This window comes from Paenibacillus sp. SAFN-054 (genome assembly GCF_051966755.1).
Lineage (GTDB): Bacteria > Bacillota > Bacilli > Paenibacillales > Paenibacillaceae > Paenibacillus_AQ.
In genome coordinates, this window is the sequence record NZ_JBQCKS010000002.1 from 112,345 (window position 1) to 130,930 (window position 18,586).

14 protein-coding genes are annotated in these 18,586 nt (G+C 54.7%); 3 read left to right on the top strand and 11 right to left on the bottom strand.

Annotation, left to right across the window (positions count from 1 at the left end):
• The 4 genes from larE to uxaC are packed head-to-tail and all read right to left on the bottom strand — an operon-like array spanning position 1 to position 4,311.
• On the bottom strand, positions 1-804 hold the full coding sequence (gene larE, locus ACTHPM_RS11960; RefSeq protein WP_440396139.1) for an ATP-dependent sacrificial sulfur transferase LarE: 804 nt from the start codon (positions 802-804) through the stop codon (positions 1-3).
• 25 nt (positions 805-829) lie between these two features.
• Positions 830-1,600, bottom strand: coding sequence for an SDR family oxidoreductase (locus ACTHPM_RS11965; RefSeq protein ID WP_440396137.1), 771 nt, complete (start codon positions 1,598-1,600; stop codon positions 830-832).
• A 3-nt stretch (positions 1,601-1,603) separates the two neighbouring features.
• The gene (locus ACTHPM_RS11970; protein ID WP_440396136.1) at positions 1,604-2,887 is read right to left on the bottom strand and encodes a lactate racemase domain-containing protein; all 1,284 of its coding nucleotides are present in this window, start codon (positions 2,885-2,887) and stop codon (positions 1,604-1,606) included.
• Between the two features lie 17 nt (positions 2,888-2,904).
• On the bottom strand, positions 2,905-4,311 hold the full coding sequence (gene uxaC / locus ACTHPM_RS11975) for a glucuronate isomerase (protein ID WP_440396135.1): 1,407 nt from the start codon (positions 4,309-4,311) through the stop codon (positions 2,905-2,907).
• Between the two features lie 212 nt (positions 4,312-4,523).
• Between uxaC and ACTHPM_RS11980 the strand changes: the two genes are divergently transcribed.
• Both ACTHPM_RS11980 and ACTHPM_RS11985 read left to right on the top strand, forming a co-directional pair.
• Positions 4,524-5,693: an ROK family protein gene (locus ACTHPM_RS11980; RefSeq protein ID WP_440396134.1), complete on the top strand. Its 1,170-nt coding sequence runs from the start codon at positions 4,524-4,526 to the stop codon at positions 5,691-5,693.
• Positions 5,694-5,787: 94 nt separating this feature from the next.
• Entirely contained in the window at positions 5,788-6,675 is an 888-nt protein-coding gene (locus ACTHPM_RS11985) for a fructose bisphosphate aldolase (protein WP_440396133.1), read from the top strand.
• A gap of 152 nt (positions 6,676-6,827) precedes the next feature.
• Here ACTHPM_RS11985 and ACTHPM_RS11990 read toward each other — a convergent pair whose 3' ends face one another.
• The 5 genes from ACTHPM_RS11990 to zwf all read right to left on the bottom strand — a co-directional run bounded on the left by ACTHPM_RS11990 (position 6,828) and on the right by zwf (position 14,427).
• Complete coding sequence (locus ACTHPM_RS11990; RefSeq protein ID WP_440396132.1) at positions 6,828-7,742, bottom strand: NAD(P)-dependent alcohol dehydrogenase; 915 nt, start codon at positions 7,740-7,742, stop codon at positions 6,828-6,830.
• Positions 7,743-7,853: 111 nt separating this feature from the next.
• A complete protein-coding gene (locus ACTHPM_RS11995; protein ID WP_440396131.1) occupies positions 7,854-10,532 on the bottom strand; it encodes a LuxR C-terminal-related transcriptional regulator in 2,679 nt (892 codons plus the stop codon).
• Positions 10,533-10,703: 171 nt separating this feature from the next.
• On the bottom strand, positions 10,704-12,122 hold the full coding sequence (gene gndA / locus ACTHPM_RS12000; RefSeq protein WP_440396130.1) for an NADP-dependent phosphogluconate dehydrogenase: 1,419 nt from the start codon (positions 12,120-12,122) through the stop codon (positions 10,704-10,706).
• 32 nt (positions 12,123-12,154) lie between these two features.
• Positions 12,155-12,820 (bottom strand): fructose-6-phosphate aldolase, encoded by a 666-nt coding sequence (gene fsa / locus ACTHPM_RS12005; RefSeq protein WP_440396129.1) that lies wholly within the window; start codon positions 12,818-12,820, stop codon positions 12,155-12,157.
• 65 nt (positions 12,821-12,885) lie between these two features.
• Positions 12,886-14,427, bottom strand: coding sequence for a glucose-6-phosphate dehydrogenase (zwf, locus tag ACTHPM_RS12010; protein WP_440421556.1), 1,542 nt, complete (start codon positions 14,425-14,427; stop codon positions 12,886-12,888).
• A 149-nt stretch (positions 14,428-14,576) separates the two neighbouring features.
• On the opposite strand from zwf, the gene ACTHPM_RS12015 reads away from it, so the two are divergent.
• Positions 14,577-15,455, top strand: a complete 879-nt coding sequence (locus ACTHPM_RS12015; protein WP_440396263.1) for a LysR family transcriptional regulator — start codon at positions 14,577-14,579, stop codon at positions 15,453-15,455.
• Between the two features lie 55 nt (positions 15,456-15,510).
• On the opposite strand, the gene ACTHPM_RS12020 is transcribed toward ACTHPM_RS12015, so the two are convergent.
• Both ACTHPM_RS12020 and ACTHPM_RS12025 read right to left on the bottom strand, forming a co-directional pair.
• Positions 15,511-16,593, bottom strand: coding sequence for a glycoside hydrolase family 172 protein (locus ACTHPM_RS12020; RefSeq protein WP_440396127.1), 1,083 nt, complete (start codon positions 16,591-16,593; stop codon positions 15,511-15,513).
• Between the two features lie 50 nt (positions 16,594-16,643).
• On the bottom strand, positions 16,644-18,392 hold the full coding sequence (locus tag ACTHPM_RS12025; RefSeq protein WP_440396126.1) for a glycoside hydrolase family 2 protein: 1,749 nt from the start codon (positions 18,390-18,392) through the stop codon (positions 16,644-16,646).
• Between the last annotated feature and the right edge of the window lie 194 nt (positions 18,393-18,586).

Genomic DNA, 18,586 nt, shown 5'->3' on the forward strand with positions numbered 1-18,586 from the left:
TTACAGGGAAAGGGCCTTATTCATGCTGCCGCTCTGGTATCCGACCAGATCGAGCGTCACGTATTTATATCCGTACTCCTGCAGCTTGCTTGCGATCGATCCGTGATGGGCAAGCACGGTCTGCATATCCTTCGGCTCCACTTCGATGCGTGCCGTGTCCTGATGCGTGCGCACCCGGACCTGACGGATCTGAAGGGATTTCAGATACGCTTCCGCTTTGTCGACCTTGGTCAGCTTCTCCTTGGTGATATATTCGCCATAAGCAATTCTGGAGGACAGGCAGGCAAAGGACGGCTTCTCCCAGGTGGGTAGTCCGAAGTCTTTGGACAGCCCGCGGATTTCCTCCTTAAAAAGGCCCGCCTCCAGCAGAGGACCGCGAATGCCCCGCTCTTTGGCCGCCTGCATGCCGGGTCGGAATTCGTTCATGTCGTCGGCGATGACCCCGTACACGATATTCTGAAAGGCATGCTCGCTGAGTACGGGCGCCAAATGGTCGAACAAACTGCTTTTGCAAAAATAGCAGCGGTTCTTCGTGTTCTCCGCGTATCCCGGAATGGCAAGCTCGGAGGTTTCGATGACCTGATGCTTGGCGCCGATCAAGGCTGCGAGTTCCTTAGCCTCCTCCAGCTCCGTGGTGGGATACGTCTCCGAATCCGCGGTAACCGCCAGCACATGATCAGGCCCCAGGGTAACGACGGCAGCCTTCAGCAAAAAGGTGCTGTCTACCCCACCTGAAAAGGCGACGACGACCGTGTTCATCTCCCGCAGGATGGACTGCAATTTTTCATACTTTTCGGCTATCACGGTGTTCTCCTCCTTCCGCCTCGCGTTAGATCGTCATGCTTCCGAATCCGCCGTCCACGCGCAGCAGCGTACCCGTAATAAAGCTTGAGGCTTGTTCCGAAGCCAGGAAAACAGCGGCTCCCTTCAGCTCCTCCGGCGACCCGAAGCGGTTCATCGGGGTATGCTTCATAATGGATTCGACCCGCTCCGGACTCAGGATCTTCCGGTTCTGCTCCGCCGGGAAGAACCCTGGAATGATGGCATTCACGCGAATGCCGTCAGGCGCAAACTCCCGCGCCAGGAACTGGGTCACGCTGTTCAGTCCCGCTTTGGATACGGAGTACGTGAACACCTTGGACAGCGGCGTGGTGGAAGAAACCGAGGAAATGTTGATGATGCTTCCGCTGCGCTTTTGCTCAATCATGCGCTTCGCGAAGATTTGGCAGGTTACGACGATGCCCCTCAGATTCACATCCATAATGTCATCCCACTCTTCCATGCCCAGCTCGAAAAAGGGGGTCGTGCTGTTCTTGCCGGGCGCGTTCAGCAGGATATCCCAGCCGCCGGACCACGCTTCAATCTCGGATGCGGCCTGAAGCAGCGAATCCTTCGAGCTTACGTCGGCCTGAAAGGCTTTCGCCTCCCCGCCGCTGTCTTGAATCGAGTTCACCACCTCCTGCGCTTTTTCAAGATTGCGCCCCACGATGGCCACTCTGGCACCATGCTCGGCAAAGCCGGCGGCGATGGATGAGCCCAGCACGCTGTTGCCTCCGATCGCCACCGCCGTTCTCCCCGTTAAATCAAATCGATTCGTCATCGTTTACACTCCCTTATGAGGTATCAAATTCCCCTGCTCGTCAAAGGTCCATTCGTAAGGTTCTGAACACAGCTCCATCTGGGGATGACCCTTTACGTATTCGAACAATGCCTCCGACACCTCGATCTCGCTGAGGACCAGCGTATTCTTGATGCGGACCACCTTGGCCTGGTTAAAATCGAGCACGTTGCTCGTCTTGATCGCCGCCTGGATCGCTTCGCGGTCGTTCGGCAGCGTCGTCGCGATCTTGGTCGGCGCGACGACCGTCGACGTCAAACCGTTGGCATAGGTCACTTCCCGGTCCATTTTGTCCACCAGCCGCTGCGTCGTGAAATCCGCCGTACCCACGCCGTTTGCGTTGCCTTCGGTCTGCGGGGTCAAGTCGAGGACGACCATTTTGTTGACGTCCGGCCCTCCGTGGGCATACGGCGTCGGGTAGCGGCCCGTAATGTTCGGATCCATGCCGTCTCCGCTTATATTTTTGCCGATCTGATCGATGACGAGCACCTCAAGCTGATCGAAAAACAGCTTGGGCAGCAGCTCCTTCGCTTTCATCTGCAGCTGCGGCTCTTTCTCGACGATCTCATCCGGTGTCAGCACTTCGACCACGGCGACCTTGTCAAAAGCGTTCTCCACGGTGGCGACGCCGAACAGCACCGGTTTCCGTTCCATGATCATTCGGGCCATGGCAGGGACATTCTCTGCCATATATTTGAATCCCAGCTGATGGCACGCCTCCGCCCCTCTTTGCTTGCCGAGGCCGATGCTGATCATCTTCATGATGCCGCTTTCCACCGGCCCTCTAAAAGCCGTATGCGGCTTCACGCGATTGATGACGACGATGCCGTCCGCTTCGGAAGCGTATTGGTCCAGGTAAACCGGAAGTCCGTTCGGCAGTTCTCCCAGCTTCACGACTTCCATCGAGGATCGAATCTCGCAGCCGGCGCTCTCCTCCGTGACGCCCAGATGCGCCAGTACTTCGCGCTGTCCTTCCGCCGTAGCGCCGCCGTGGCTGCCCATGCTCGGAACGATGAACGGCTCCGCTCCCGCATCCTTCAGAGCCTTCACGGTCACGGCCGTAAGCTCCACGATCCGGTCCAGCCCCCTGCTGCCGACCGCAATCGCGATTTTCATGCCGGGTTTGATCGTCTGCCGAATCCGTTCCTCTCGCAGCTTTGCCGATAGCTCGCTCCCCAGATCGTCAATCTGCCGATCGTCGAAATTCACCTTCACTTTAGCCATCTTCGGAATTGGAATATCCTTTAGCAGCTCCTGCAGAATCCCCATGATTCATCCTCCCTTCCTTAAGGCCGATCCAGAAAGAATTTCTCGGCATTATCGTATCCGATATTTCGAACCATCCGCTCCAGGGACTCCATGTCATGCGGTATGAGCCCTTGCTCCGCCCACTCGCCGAGCATATTGCATAAAATACGGCGGAAATATTCATGGCGGGCATACGAGAGGAAGCTGCGCGAGTCCGTCAGCATGCCGATGAAATGACTCAGCAGGCCCACGTTCGCCAGATCCTTCATCTGCTTCTCCATGCCGTCGATATGATCGTTATACCACCAGCCGGAACCGAACTGGATTTTACCGGGAATACCTTCCTCATAGAAATTTCCCATCATGCCTGCGAGGACGGCATTATCTTTCGGATTCAGGTTGAACAAGACCGTTCTTGGCAGTGCATCCTCCTGATCCAGCGCATCGAGAAAACGGGCAAGACCCGGCGCCAGGTTCGTTTCTCCGACGGAATCGAAGCCGGTGTCCGTGCCGATCCGGTTCTTCATCTTGGTATTGGCGTTGCGGAGCGCTCCCATATGCAGCTGCATAACCCAGCCTTTACCGGCGTACATCTTACCCAGCTCTTGAAGCAGGAATGAGCGGTAGACTGCGATTTCGTCGCTGCTCAGCTGCTGTCCCCCAAGGCGTATGTTGAAAATCTCGGCGACTTCTTCTTTCGTAGCAAGAGCGAACTCCAGCTGCGGAATATCATGGTCAGATGCCCGGCAGCCGTGCTCGGCAAAATAATCCACGCGGCTTTGCAGCGCCAGCAAAAACGCATCCAATGTATCGATGTTCTTCCCGGTGAGCTCTCCCAACTTCCCGATCCATTCGGCGTAGGTAGGCCGTTCAATGAAAAGGGCGCCGTCCGGGCGGAATGTCGGGGCGATGGTCGCTTTGAAGGATTCATCCTTGCCCAGCTTCTCATGGTATTCCAGCGTGGACAGCGGATCGTCCGTCGTGCCGATGAATTGGACCCGGGCTCTCTCGATCAGCGATCTGGGCAGAAATTCCGGCTCCTGCAGCTTCCGGTTGCATTCCTCCCAAATTTCGGACGCCGTGTCCGGGCTTAACAATTTCTCGATGCCGAATACGGTTTTCAGTTCCAGATGCGTCCAGTGGTACAGCGGATTGCCCAGCAGATGCGGCATCGTTTCCGCCCATGCATTGAACTTATCCCGGTCATCCGCATCGCCCGTAATATACTGCTCGCCGATGCCATGCATGCGCATCACGCGCCATTTATAGTGATCCCCGCCCAGCCATAGCTGCGTAATGTTCCGGTATGGCTGGTTTTCCCACACCTCTTTGGGATCCAGGTGGCAGTGAAAATCAAAGATCGGAAGCTCAGCAGCCGCGTTCTTATACAATTGGACTGCCGTATCGGTGTTCAGCAGAAAGCCTTCATCCATAAAGCGTTTCATCATCCATACTCTCCTCTCAAAAGAGCCGTTTTTGTTTTGTAACCCTTTACAATTTTTAATTTGTTTATTAAACTAACTAATTATAAGGGTAATTTACCAACTGCCATCACTTTTGTCAATCGGTAATATTCAGCGGGACATCTGCCCTTTTACCTGCGCTAAAATGATATAATATTCGAATACGAAATTCGTTCGCTATTAGGAGGATATGAATGATTACGGGGGATGCCTCATACATAAAAAAAATCAACCGGGCTTTAATAATCCGGGAAATTCTGAAGGAAGGAATGATCTCAAGAGCAGACCTCTCGAAGATTACGGCCCTGACGAAAGCGACCATTTCAGCCCAGGTGGCCGACTTGCTGGGGGAAGAGCTGATTGTCGAGACCCAGCTCGAGCACAGCGCCGTCGGCCGCAAGCCCATCATGCTCTCCCTGAACGGCGAGGCGGGATACGCGCTTGGCATTGATCTGGATTATGGACAAGTCTCGTTCATGCTCTCCAACCTGTCCGGCATCCCGGTATCCACGGAAACTGTCCTGCTCGACTCGCAGGAGTATTCGGACATGGTGAACCTGCTTATTCAGCATATCACCGCCTATCAACAGAAATGCTCGGACAGCCGTTACGGCATGGTCGGCATCGTGATCGCCATTCACGGCCTCGTATCAACGGATGAGACGATCCAATATATCCCCCGCTACCAATGGGCGAACGTTAATTTGAAAGCAGATCTGGAGAAAGCCGTGGGCACCGCCATCCATCTGGAGAACAACGCGAACCTCAGCGCTTTTGCCGAAAGAACGTTCATTCACCACCAAACCGATAATCTGTTGTGCGCTACGCTCTATTCCGGCATCGGACTCGGCATGATGATGGACAACAAGTTTTTCCGGGGCCATGACGGATTCGCCGGTGAGATCGGCCATATGATCGTCGTACCCGGAGGCAAGCCGTGTGCATGCGGCAATCATGGCTGCTGGGAGAAATACGCCTCGGAGACCAGCGTGCTTGAACACTTGGCCGACAGAAAAGGGATGGAGCCTGTCACTTACGAACAGGTGCAGCAGTGGGTGGATGACAACGACGCCGATACGCTGGAAATCATGGAGGAGTTCATGTATTACCTGACGATCGGTTTGAATAACATCATCAATATGTATAATCCGGAAGTGGTCGTGATCGAAAGCGATCTGCTGCTCATGTACCCGGATTCCCTGTCCAAGATCCAGAGCGGGCTCCATTCCAGAATCAGCCATTACCGCGAGTTGACCCTGTCGAGCATGGGACATACCTCCTGCATCATGGGTGCCTGCGCGCTCGCCATATCCCGTTTCCTGAACGTGCCGGTGCTGAATTTGCGTTACGGGGATGAGGCCTAGACCGAAACTTCGGTTAAAGATCCGCAAAACATGGTGATATAATGAGAGGGTTCAAGATGTCATTTCAGTCCATTTCAAGGAAGGAGAAGCATTCATGAATACAACCCAGCTCAACCGTATTCGTACGGGAAAAGGTTTTATCGCGGCTTTGGATCAAAGCGGCGGCAGTACGCCTAAAGCTCTGCTGCAATACGGGGTTCAGGAGGACAGCTATTCCAGCGAAGAAGAAATGTACGGCGTGGTGCACGAAATGCGAACGCGCATTATCCAAAGCCCGGCATTCAGCTCCGAGCGCATTTTGGGCGCGATCCTGTTCGAGAACACGATGGACCGTACCATTGACGGGGAATTCACCGCCGATTATTTGTGGGAAAAGAAAGGGATCGTCCCTTTTCTGAAAGTGGATAAGGGGCTGGCCGAGCTTGAAGACGGGGTTCAGCTCATGAAGCCGATGCCGGATCTGGACGATCTGCTCAAGCGTGCGAACGAAAGGCATATTTTCGGAACGAAAATGCGCTCGGTCATTCATGAGGCCAATCCCGCCGGCATCCACAAGGTCGTGGAGCAGCAGTTTGCCGTCGGCAAACAAATCGCGGCGATGGGACTCGTGCCGATCATCGAGCCTGAAGTCGATATTCGCAGCACGGATAAGGAAGCTTCGGAGAAGCTCCTCAAAGAAGCCATTGCGGCTCAATTGTCGGCCCTGGAGCCGGGCGTTAACATCATGCTGAAGCTCTCCATCCCGACCGTCAACGATTTCTACAGCGATCTCATGCAGGATCCGCATGTGGTCCGCATCGTGGCCTTGTCGGGCGGCTACTCGCAAGCGGAAGCGAACGAGAAGCTTACGCAGAACCACGGCCTGATTGCCAGCTTCTCGCGGGCTTTATCGGAAGGACTGAGCGTCGCGCAAACGGATGAGGAATTCAATGCCATGCTGTCGGAATCCGTTCAAGCCATCTATGAGGCGTCGGTTCAATAAAATAACATTCCTGTTGCATGCAAACATACCAAGGACCCTCATGCTTGAATTAAGCGTGAGGGTCCTTTTTGCAGAGTGCATTATTTGGGAAAAGGATATCCTATATTCGTTAGAGAGCTTCTCCTCCCTACGCAGGAAATCGGTCAACTACTTTACCCAACGGTGATGACGACGGCTCCGACCTTGTGCCCCTGATCCACGTACCGGTGCGCTTCCGGGATTTCCTCCAACCGGTAACGGCGGCCGATGACCGGCTTAAAACGCTTTTCATCCAGCAATCTTCTCAGCAGCGCTAAGTCCTCCTTGCGCACATTCGCGACGCCCTGTCCATCAACGGTAATAAAGGTTCCGCATGCCGCCAGCGCTTCCCTGCATTTGGATTTGGAGATTTTGCCGACAGCATCAAAAATGATATCGTACTTCTCCCCGCTTTTCGTAAATTCCTCGGTCGTGTAATCCAGCACCCGGTCGGCACCGAGCGAACGGACCAATTCAACATTTGTCGGTCCGCACACGCCGGTCACTTCGGTTCCGTAGTATTTGGCAAGCTGGACCGCGGCGGTTCCCACCGCTCCGGAAGCCCCATAGATCAGCACCTTCTGCCCTTGCTTAATGCCTGCCTTCCGGAAAAAATGCAGCGCTGACGTTCCCCCGAATGAGAGAGCCGCACCTTCCTCGTAGGATGCATCATCCGGCAGCAGAACGGTATATCCGTCCTCGGGCAGGCTGATATATTCGGCATAAGCGCCAAAGGTCCGCATGCCCGTGAATGCGAATACCCGGTCGCCCGGCTTCAGCTGCTTCACGTTTTTTCCCGCCGATTCGACTTTACCCGCCAGCTCAACCCCGAGAATAGGCTTCCTTGGCTTTCTTAGACCTACAATAAGCCGCATCGGAATCCGGTAGATCAGTGGAGCTCTTAAGCCTCGGATTCTGCAGTCTCCTGAATTCACTGTTGTCGCCTCTATTTTTATGAGAACCTCATTGTCCCCGGGAACTGGCTTTGCAATCTCCTGCAGCATCAGCACATCCGGTGCTCCGTATTTCGTGCATATCATCGCTTTCATCGGCTTCCCCCACAACTGATTTTGCATAAAGTATAGCTTCAGAGCGGTGTGAACCTGAAGATACTAAAGTATGGTTTTGGTTCGAATTGGAAGGCGCTTATAAAAAAATGCCTACAGCAGCCCCAGCTTGCGGGCCAGAGCAACCGCTTCGGTACGCCGCTTGACCTGCAGCTTGTCGAATATGTTGCGGTTGTGCCCCTTCACCGTGCTTAGCGCCAGATACAGCCTTTCGCTAATCTCATGATTGGAAAGTCCTTGGGCAATCAGCCGCAAAATGTCAAGCTCACGTGCGCTGAGCGGTTCGATCAGAGACTCGGAAGGCTGCGCTTCGCGGCAATTTGGCTGTCCATCGTCACGCCGTTCCCCAAGCACAAATGTATCCAGCAGAAGATTCCGGTACGCCTCCACCTCAGCATGGACAACCGCATCCCGCAGCAGCTTTCGCATCGGCAGGCCCTCGTCCAGGAATATCCGAATCATGCCTGAAGGAAGAGCGGTGGCGAGTGCCTCGTCCAATAGCTGCGCAGCCTTGACCTTCTCTCCCGTTGCCTGCAGAGCCACTGCGCCTAGCACCAACAACTTCAGCCGCTCATCCTCCCAGCCCTTCTCCTCCGCCCGCTCCCTTAGTGCTGCCAGAATTTTGGCGGCTGCAGAAGGTTCCCCTTGTTCCATGAGTACGCGGGCTTGATCGGAATGCAGACCGTGGCTTTGCGCCAGCTCAAAGGCAGCATCCACCTTTCCCGTATGCAGCAGCACACGCACCCGCGCTTCGGCAATGGTAGGCAGCAGATTCAGGAAGCGCTGCTGACGCGCGGCATGTTCGGCTTGCGCCAAGAGAGCGCCCGCTTCGCTCACGCTCCCGCTCGCCAGCATGACCTTGGCAAGAAACACCTCTGCGTCAATCGCCCGGTCCAGATGTTCAAATTGCCGTGCCAAATAGACGGCCTGCCGACCATGCTCCTCTGCGGATGCCAAGTCATTCCACTCGTAACCGATCCTCGCCAGGCCTTTGTGTGCTTCGCAAGCTGCCGGCAGCGGCGGATTTCCTGCCAAATTCAGCACTTCCCGGTACGTATCCGCGGCGGCATACAGTTGGTTATTTGCGAGCTGCATATTCCCAATTCCCAGCAAAGACATGACCGAAATTATGAGATGACCGATTCTTTGGCTTTCCGATAGGGCATCCGCATAAGCTCGGCTTGCCGCGGCTCGGTCGCCCTGCAATTCGTATGCATAACCCAGCGTCCAGGTCGTCGCGGTACGGACCGGCAGGTTATCCGGATGCAAATAAGCCAAGGCTCGGTGCGACTCGGCCTTAATCGTCTCTGCCTCATGCCTGCTGACCGCAAGCGTCGCACGGATGGAAGCGATATGTCCGATCAGGTCCCGCTCCTTCTCGCTTTGTTCAGCGCCTTGAAGTGCCCGTTCGGCAGCGCGCAGCATCGGTTCAACGCCGCCGACCCGCCCGACCATCAGCAGAGCCGATGCATGCAGCACGCGAAGCGAAGGCCTTGAATCCAGCTCCTTGCCAGGCAAGCCTTCCAGCCAATTCAGGACAGGCGTTACGGCCCCGCGGAAAAGCAGCGGCATCCCCTTTCCTTCAATTAATTGCGCCGCCCGGTCTATCGCATCGGCAGACGCTGCATGCTGAAAAGCTTCCAGCTCCAGCCCATGGTGTTCAAACCACTCGCTGGCACGCAGATGCAGTTCGGCCACCCCCTCGCGACGTATCGGCTTTGAACCCCTCATGCCGTGGGTCAGCCGCTGCTGAAGCAGCTCGGCAAACAGGTGATGATAACGATACCAGCGCCGGTGCTCATCCAGGGGAACGATAAACAGATTTGCCCTCTCGAGGTGCTCCAATATTTCTTGCCCGGGGAACGAAGCGGCCTGCGCACTCAGGTTCTCGCCATGCACAACGGCATCGCAGAGCGGTCCGCACATCCGGCTCAGGATGGACGTCCGCAGCAAAAACTCCTGGATGTGCACCGGCTGCTGCCGCAGCACCTCCTCGACCAGATAATCCAGAACATAGCGGTGGCTTCCCGTGAAGGAATGAATGAAACCGTGCACGCTTGCGTGTCCCTGCATGGACAACGCCGCCAGCTGCAAACCGGCAATCCATCCCTCTGTTCGGTTTTGGAGCAGGACGATGTCCTCTCGCGACACGCTCAGCCCCATGACCCTGGACAAAAACGCCTCCGTTTCGGATAAGCTGAACTGCAAATCCGCCGTCCTTACTTCATTCAATTGATCGCGGACACGCAGCCGTGCCATAGGCAGAAGTGCGGGGTCCGCACGCGTTATCAAGACCAGATGGATATGGGGCGGCATGCGTTCGATCCATAAAGCCATGGCCTCGTGGATCGCCTTATTCTCGATTACATGGTAATCGTCAAGAACGAGCGTGAACGGGTCCGGCCTCTTGGAGATGGCTTCAAGCATGGACATCATCACCGTCTTGACTGAAGGAGGCGGATAGGCCTGCAGCAATCCGATCATGCCATCTTCCACTGGGACGCCAATCGTCCCCAAAGCTGCATGGAGATGTAACACAAAACGTGCACCCTCGTTGTCATCCGCATCCAGAGACAACCAGGCTGCCGGCCGTGCACTCTCTGACAGCCAGGCGCTGACAAGCGTCGTTTTACCGCTGCCCGCAGAAGCGGAAATGAGCGTCAGCTTGCGGTGAAGCCCCTCGTTCAGTCGCCCGGTTAGGCGCTTCCGGGGCACGATTGCTTCGCGGAGAGGCGGGATGAATAGTTTGGTGGTTAATAGGGGTTCCGACATCTGATCACCATTTTTCGTACCTCCCGTTTCGGCAGTTTAATATGTATGTTGTAGGTTCGACGGCCCGATTCCGTTTTCCTGTGATCTACCCACCAGATCGCCCCCTGCTGACATTCCAAATCAAAGAACGTCCGGACCCTTCGAGGCCCGGACGCTCTAATTTAGACTCCCTTATTCGGCGGATTCCATCCATTGATGATGGAACGTGCCTTCTTTATCCACACGCTGGAACGTATGCGCACCGAAATAGTCGCGCTGCGCTTGCAGCAGATTGGCCGGCAGGCGCTCCGTGCGGTAGCTGTCGAAGTAAGCCAGTGCGGACGCAAATGCCGGAACCGGAATGCCGCGCTGCATCGCGGTGGACACCACGTTTCTCCATGCTTCTTGATAGTTGTTTACGACCCAGCCAAAGTAATCGTCAAGCAGCAGGTTTTTCAGGCCCGGATCCTTGTCGTAGGCTTCCTTGATGTTCTGGAGGAAACGAGCACGGATGATGCAGCCCCCTCTAAAGATCATCGCGATGCTTCCAAAGTCCAGGTTCCAGCCATATTCCTCGGATGCCGCTCTGAGCTGGGCAAAGCCTTGTGCATACGAAGCGATTTTGCTTGCATAAAGCGCTTTGCGAACCGCTTCAACGAATGCTTTCGCTTCACCCTCATACGGCGTAACCTGCGGACCACTGAGAATCCGGCTGGCCTCTACGCGCTCTTCCTTCATCGCAGACAGGAAGCGGGCAAACACCGATTCCGTCACGATGGATAGCGGAACGCCAAGATCGAGGGAGCTTTGGCTTGTCCATTTGCCTGTTCCCTTCTGCCCTGCGGCATCGAGAATGACGTCCACCATCGGCTTGCCGGTGTCCGGATCGTTCTTCGCGAAAATATCCGCCGTAATTTCGATCAGGTAGCTGTCCAGCTCGCCGCGGTTCCATTCTGTGAAGATGGTATGCAGCTCTTCGGCACCCAGGTGCAGTACATCCTTCAGCAGGTGATAGGCTTCCCCGATCAGCTGCATGTCGCCGTATTCGATACCGTTATGTACCATTTTGACGTAATGGCCGGCACCGCCTTCCCCGATGTAAGTCGAGCAGGCATCCCCATTCACTTTGGCGGAAATGGCCGTCAGGATTGGTTCCACCAAATCATAGGCATCCTTTTGTCCGCCCGGCATAATGGCAGGGCCTTTAAGCGCTCCTTCTTCCCCGCCGGATACGCCGGCGCCGATAAAACGAAGGCCTTTGGCCTGAAGTTCCTTGTATCTGCGCTCGGTGTCCGGGAAATAGGCGTTTCCTCCGTCGATGAGGATATCCCCTTCCTCCAGGTGCGGCACCAGCTGTTCGATCAGCGCATCGGTCGGCTGACCGGCTTTGACCATCATCATGATTTTGCGCGGCGATTCGAGTGACTGAACGAATTCTTCGATGCTGTACGTGCCTACGACGTTTTTGCCTTCGGCCTCGGCCACGAGTTCCCGCGTTTTCTCCGGCGACCGGTTATACAATGCGACCGAGAATCCCTTGCTTTCCATGTTGAGTGCCAGATTTTTACCCATGACGGCGAGTCCGGCCACGCCGATTTGCTGCTTGCTCATCGTTTGTTTCTCCTCCCACATCTCTATGTGAATTACTTGATGCTGTTTTTCCAGTCGGCTGCAAATTTTTCAATGCCTTGATCGGTCAGCGGGTGTTTCGCGAGCTGCGCAATGACAGAGAACGGCACGGTTGCAATATGAGCCCCTGCCAACGCAACGCGAGTCACATGATCAGGGTGCCGAACCGATGCGGCAATGATTTGTGTATCCAGATGATGCGTGCGGAACAGCTGCGCGATTTTGTCCACCAAAAGAACCCCGTCCTCCGAAATGTCATCGAGGCGTCCGAGGAACGGCGAAACGTAGGTTGCACCGGCGCGGGCTGCGAGCAGGGCCTGGTTCACGGTGAAGACTAAGGTTACGTTCGTCTTGACCCCTTTGCGGGACAAGTAACGGCAGGCTTCCAGCCCGGCAAGGGTCATCGGCAGCTTGATCGTGATTTTGTCGTCATGATCGTTGATCTTGATCAGCTCGTTCGCTTGTGCGATCATCTCTTCCGCCGTTTCTGCATCCGGCGTCACTTCTGCGGACACCGATTCGACTTCCGGCACCGCCTGCAAAATCTCGGCGATGCGGTCTTCGAATTTCACGCCTTCTTTGGCAACCAGGGAGGGGTTAGTCGTAACCCCTGAAAGTACCCCGATTTTATATGCAGAATGAATATCCTTCAGATTCGCCGTATCAATAAAAAATTTCATGATCAAAACCCTCCTGTAAGTTTATTTCCTTCTGTTTTCGTGTGCCCAGAGCGCCGGACTGAACATCAGACGACCGAGGCCTCTTTCATCGGTTGTTCCTCCCCCAGATCCGATACTTCCAGTTCTGTCACGGGTTCAGCTGGTTCATCAAACCACCAATGGAATCCATCCTCGGCCAGCAGCGCTGCCGCAGCTTCCGGTCCGTGGGATCCGGCCGCATACGGATGCAGCGGCACTTCATTCGCGGCAAAGGCTTCGAGCACCGGCTGTACCCACTGCCAGGAAAGCTCGACTTCATCCCAATGCACGAAGAAGGTCGAATCGCCGTTCAGCGCGTCATGAATCAGCGTTTCATAAGCTTCGGGCGCTTCCGCTTTGTCCGGGAACATGTCGATGCGTACCGGCTTGAATTCCCCTTTGCTCTGCGGATCCTTTGTGTTCAGCTGCAGCGTGATGCCTTCGTCCGGACCGATCTCGATCACGAGCAGGTTCGGGACATAGGTGCGTTCCAAAGGAACATTCGAGCTGAGCGGAACCTTGAACTCGATGACGATTCGGGTATTCTTCGCTTTCAAGCGTTTGCCCGTCCGGATATAGAAAGGAACGCCCCGCCAGTGGTAATTATCGACATGCAGTTTGGCGGCGATAAAGGTATCGTTCATGGATCCTTCCGCGATGCCGGGTTCGGCGGCATACCCTTGAACCGGTTTGCCCTGGATTTGACCTGCCGTATATTGTCCCCGCACGATCCGCTCGTGAACGTTCTGACGGTGCAAAGGATCCAGCGTTTCGAGGATTTTTTTCTTCCTCATGCGGATGTCTTCCGCCGAAGCCATGTTATGCGGTGCATGGATGGTCAGCATCATGAGCAGCTGAAGCATATGGTTCTGGAACATGTCGCGGACGGCTCCGGCTTGGTCGTAATAGCCGGCACGCTCCTCCACGCCGACGGTTTCGTCCGCGGTGATCTGCACGTTGGCGATATATTTGTTCGTCCACAGCGCCTGAATGACCGGGTTCGCTTCCTTGAGCGACTCCAGCTGCTGAACCATCGATTTGCCGAGATAATGGTCAATCCGGTAAATCTCCTCTTCGTGGAACGCCTGGCTGAGCTGGCTGTTCAGTTCTCGCGCGGAAGCGAGGTCATGGCCGAAAGGCTTTTCGATCACGAGTCTCTTCCAGCCTGTTATGGCATCCAGGCCGCTTTGCCCGATTTGGGAGGCAATCACGCCGAAGAAATTCGGTGCCACGGACAGATAGAACAACCGGCTCGCTGTGCCAGCGATTCCTTGCTCCCAGCCTTCCAGCCGGTTCTTCAACCGCACGAAATCCTCGGTCCGGTCAATATTGAGATTGTTGTACCCGAACAGGCTCACAAAAGCCTGAAGGTTATCGTCTTCCTGTACCTCCATCCGGTAAAAGTCATGAAGGGATTGCTTGACGTGCGCCTGAAAAGTGGCGTCTGTAAACTCCTTGCGTCCGAGTCCGATGACGGAGAAAGACTCCGGCAGCTGATGATGAATATATAGATGATAGAGGGCAGGATAGATTTTGCGTTTGGCCAAATCTCCGGTTGCCCCAAATAATACAAATGATGTAGGGTTCACTCTCATTGCTCCTTCCTTCCGATTCGCCTGGCTCATCAAAATCGTTTTTGTCCAGCGAACGACTGGTATCTGTTTGTTGGATTTACTATAATACAAATATGAGCCATACATGTAATTAATATATTTTCGAGGAGATATAGACCGTGTCTATGACTAATAATTACGAACTATATAAAGTTTTCTATTGGGCCGCCAAAATGGGAAGTCTGACCCAGGCCGCCAAAGAGCTATACTTGACCCAGCCGAGCGTAAGCCACGCCATCAAGCAGTTGGAGGATAGGCTTGGCGTCACGCTTTTTTACCGTAATGCCAAAGGGGTTGAACTCACGCAGGAAGGAAAGGTGCTTTTCTCCTACATCGAGCAGTCGCAAATTCTCATTGCGTTGGCCGAGGAAAAAATGGTGGAGCTGAAGAAACTGGACAGCGGCGAACTCCGGATCGGCGGCAGTGATTCGTTGTTCAAGCATTACCTGCTTCCGTTCCTGGAGGAATACCATACCAAGTATCCGGGCATCAAGCTCCATCTGCATCACGGCACGACGCCCGAAGTGATTACGTACCTGAAGGAAGGCCGGATCGACCTTGGCGTTGTGCGGATGCCGATCGTGGATTCCCTGCTGGAGGTCTCGGAGAGCATTCAGCTTCAAGATTGCTTCGTCGCCGGTGAGCGTTACGCGGAGCTGAAGGGGCAGACGCTGACGATGGAGCAGCTGATGGAGTACCCGGTCGTTCTCTTCTCGCGCAACAGCCGGGTACGGATGGCCATTACGGAGTTATTCGAAAAATACGGGCATGAGCTGAAGCCGGATATCGAGGTAGGGAGCGTGGACCTTCTCATCGAATGTGCCCGCAGAGGCCTTGGCATTTCTTTCGTCACGCGCGAATTCGTGTCCAGAGAACTTAGGGAGGGATCCCTTTTCGAGATCAAGCTGGACATCGACATCCCGCCCTCCAAGGTCGGACTGATGACCATGCGCAACATGCCGATTTCCACCGCGGCCACGAAATTCATGGAGATGGTTCATTAAAAAAAAGCCGTTCCCTTCAGACAGGGAACGGCTTTAATCGTTTGCAGTTGCTTCCTTAAATGACTTCCCTTCCGTCGTTATCCGGCAGCAGGGGAAACGGTTCATGCGGTTCGGATTGATACCAAAATGCCGTGGAAGCAATATCGCTCTGCTGCGGCAGGTAACGATGCCCGGAACGCCAGCCGAGATCCTGAATCGTCACCTTAAAGTCCTGCCCGAAACGGATTGGATCCATCACATGCCAGCGGTACATTCCGAAGCGCTGCTGGCTTCGGTACAGTCCGTCCGGTTTGATGAGCTGATGCATCCCGAGATACGGGGTGGAATAGGTGGAATATTGACCTGACGGCTGCTCCCAGTTCCATGCCCCGCCAAAATAATCCTCTGTTCCTGTTCCGCAGATGGTCGGAAACTCCTGATCTCCGTCCAGGTAAAACTTGATTTCCCCTTCGCCCCACCAGCCGTTATTGTTTACCTGCCAGGCCAGATAAGTTCCGACGTAATGGCCTTTTCCCTTCACGTTATCGAGAAGGGTATGCACTTCCTGATACGGCACCGGATTGCTTCTTCGCCACTGCGCGTGAAAGTAGGCCATAGATTCCGGCACTTCGGTCAACGTGTAATTCACCTGGTAATACAAAACCGCTTTATCCGCCGATGTGTTCTCCATCGTTATTCTCGCTGCTTGGCGAAACGGCATGAGCCAATAGCTGTTCATGCCCCCGGCCGGATTGACGGCAACCGGAAAAGAATTGACGTTGCACCGCTCCTGCCAGCCGTTGCAGAAGAAATCGCCCACCGGCACCTCCACGGACGGCTGCTCCTCATCATCCCAGTAAAAACGAATAATCAGGCTGCGCCACACCGCCGGAGAGCAGGTCAGCCATATGTGCTGAATCGCCCCAGGTCCTTCGATCTCAGCCATCGTAAAGATCTCACCGGACCCGATCTCAACCGACGGCGATACTTTCCAGCCGATTCCCAGGTCACGGGCGCATTCAGCTCCCGTCCCTTCCGCTGCCATGCCGCCTTTGCCCTTGGCACCGGTGAAATTCTCCGGACTGATCGACCGGGTGCGGGCATCCGACAATATGGGCAAATTTCCAAGCCCCATGCCGAGTCCATTAAATCCGTTCATCTCCGTGCCCTCCTTTGCGCATGTACAATCACCCTTAGCTTTAATCGGACCTACTCTTCAATAGCGGCTTTGCGGGAATTGATGCGCCGGATGACAGCCGGATCAAACTTTGGTCTTCTGTCATAGGTGTACAGTCCGTTAACTTCCTGCTCTACGTCATACAGCTGGGTATAACAGAAACCGAACATCATCGGATGGTCCAGCAGAGTGCTGGTCAACCCGTCATAGCGTTTAATAAACGCTTCTTCGGATTCTGGACGGTCACCGTACCCCCACGATTTGTTGTCCTTCTGGTCCGGATTCCACCAAATGCCGCCGTACTCGCTTATAAAATAAGGCTGTCCGCCGTACGTCTGCCGGTCAGGGAAGGTGTTGTATACTTCCCCGCCGGTTTTCATCGGCTCGTATCTCTCCTTGAACGTCACCGGATTCTGATCGTAATCATGGAGATCGAAAATATCCGTTACGACATGGAAGTTGCCGCTGGTATCGATGACCGGGCGCGTCGGGTCGATCCGCTTCGTCATGTCGTACACGATCCGCAGCACTTCGTTATCCTGCTTGACGCCGTCATTGTCCCAGGTCTCGTTGAACGGGCACCAGCCGATAATGGCGGGGTGATTAAAGTCCCGCTCCACGCCTTCCATCCATTCAGGCAAAAAGCGCGACACGCTTTCGGTCGTCGTGATGTCTAGTCCCCAGTTGGCATGCTCGCCCCAGACAAGATAGCCGAGACGGTCGGCCCAGTACAGAAAACGGGGCTCGAACATTTTCTCATGGAGCCTGGCGCCATTAAACCCAAGGCCCATCGAAATCTCGATGTCCTTCCGGAGATCCTCATCGCTGGGAGCGGTGTACACGCCGTCCGGATAAAAGCCTTGATCCAGCACCAGGCGCTGGAATACGGACTTCTTATTGATCCGGAACGCCATGCCGTCCAGCCGTACCGTCCGCAGGCCGAAATATGAATCGACCTCATCGACGGCCTGATCCTGCTTATGCAGGGACAGCTTCAGGTCGTACAACCGCCCGCTGCCCGCCTCCCACAGATGAACCTCTGAGACTGGCAGGGTCAGCTTTACGCATGGACCTTGCACCTGAACCTTCACTTCCCCTACGTCCTTCCCTTCATAGGAAGCCGCAGCGGTCAGCGCGGCACCTGCAGCGTTCCCGCTAACCTTCACTTCCAGATGCACGCAGGCATTGTCCGGATCGGCCACCGCTTTCATGTCCGCAAGATAAGCCTCGGGCACCGGCTCCAGCCATACGGTCTGCCAGATCCCCGTGGTGCGCGTATAATCACAGCCATGCGAATCGAACCTTCCGCTCTGCTTGCCGCGAGGCTGCCGTCCCGACCTGGTGTCATCCACTGCATAGACGGTCACTGTGTTGGTGCCTTCCATAAGCTGCGCAGTAATATCAAAGCTGAATGGGGAGTATCCTCCACGGTGCGTTCCGACGGATGTGCCGTTCACCCACACTTCCGTCTCGTAATCAACCGCGCCAAAATGCAGCAGAACCCTTCCGCTCGTCCATGACGCAGGCACGGTAAATTCGCGTTTATACCAAACCGCGGCCATAAAGTCCTTATACTCCACGCCGGACAGCTTGCTTTCGGGACAGAACGGAACGGTGATCGTACCCGAAAGGTCATGTTCCGGCTGTGAATACCCTCGCTCCTTTCCGCTCTTGCCGTGGTCGATTTCAAACTGCCATGCACCATTCAAATTGACCCAGCGCTCGCGCATCCACTGGGGACGCGGATGCTCTGGACGGGGGATAGAAAGGTTCATTTCCATAGGACAAACTCCTTTTCTAAGTAATGGTTAGCGCATGTTTCAAGTCATACCTTCAGTTTAGTTAATAAGTAAGTTAATCATTAATCCATTAATTTTCAAATAGATATTAAAACAACCGGATTGTTTAGTCAATGATTTTCTTGTTTAATTAACTTAATGGTTATACAATATAAGTTATCTAACTCATTCCAACT

What these genes read in the sequence shown, in the direction of transcription:
- fsa (WP_440396129.1), bottom strand. Translation starts at nt 12,820, where the DNA reads ATGAAATTTTTTATTGATACGGCGAATCTGAAGGATATTCATTCTGCA.
- ACTHPM_RS12025 (WP_440396126.1), bottom strand. Translation starts at nt 18,392, where the DNA reads ATGGAAATGAACCTTTCTATCCCCCGTCCAGAGCATCCGCGTCCCCAG.
- ACTHPM_RS11970 (WP_440396136.1), bottom strand. Translation starts at nt 2,887, where the DNA reads ATGGGGATTCTGCAGGAGCTGCTAAAGGATATTCCAATTCCGAAGATG.
- ACTHPM_RS11995 (WP_440396131.1), bottom strand. Translation starts at nt 10,532, where the DNA reads ATGTCGGAACCCCTATTAACCACCAAACTATTCATCCCGCCTCTCCGC.
- ACTHPM_RS12015 (WP_440396263.1), top strand. Translation starts at nt 14,577, where the DNA reads ATGACTAATAATTACGAACTATATAAAGTTTTCTATTGGGCCGCCAAA.
- ACTHPM_RS12020 (WP_440396127.1), bottom strand. Translation starts at nt 16,593, where the DNA reads ATGAACGGATTTAATGGACTCGGCATGGGGCTTGGAAATTTGCCCATA.
- ACTHPM_RS11985 (WP_440396133.1), top strand. Translation starts at nt 5,788, where the DNA reads ATGAATACAACCCAGCTCAACCGTATTCGTACGGGAAAAGGTTTTATC.
- ACTHPM_RS11990 (WP_440396132.1), bottom strand. Translation starts at nt 7,742, where the DNA reads ATGAAAGCGATGATATGCACGAAATACGGAGCACCGGATGTGCTGATG.
- ACTHPM_RS11980 (WP_440396134.1), top strand. Translation starts at nt 4,524, where the DNA reads ATGATTACGGGGGATGCCTCATACATAAAAAAAATCAACCGGGCTTTA.
- ACTHPM_RS11965 (WP_440396137.1), bottom strand. Translation starts at nt 1,600, where the DNA reads ATGACGAATCGATTTGATTTAACGGGGAGAACGGCGGTGGCGATCGGA.
- uxaC (WP_440396135.1), bottom strand. Translation starts at nt 4,311, where the DNA reads ATGAAACGCTTTATGGATGAAGGCTTTCTGCTGAACACCGATACGGCA.
- gndA (WP_440396130.1), bottom strand. Translation starts at nt 12,122, where the DNA reads ATGAGCAAGCAGCAAATCGGCGTGGCCGGACTCGCCGTCATGGGTAAA.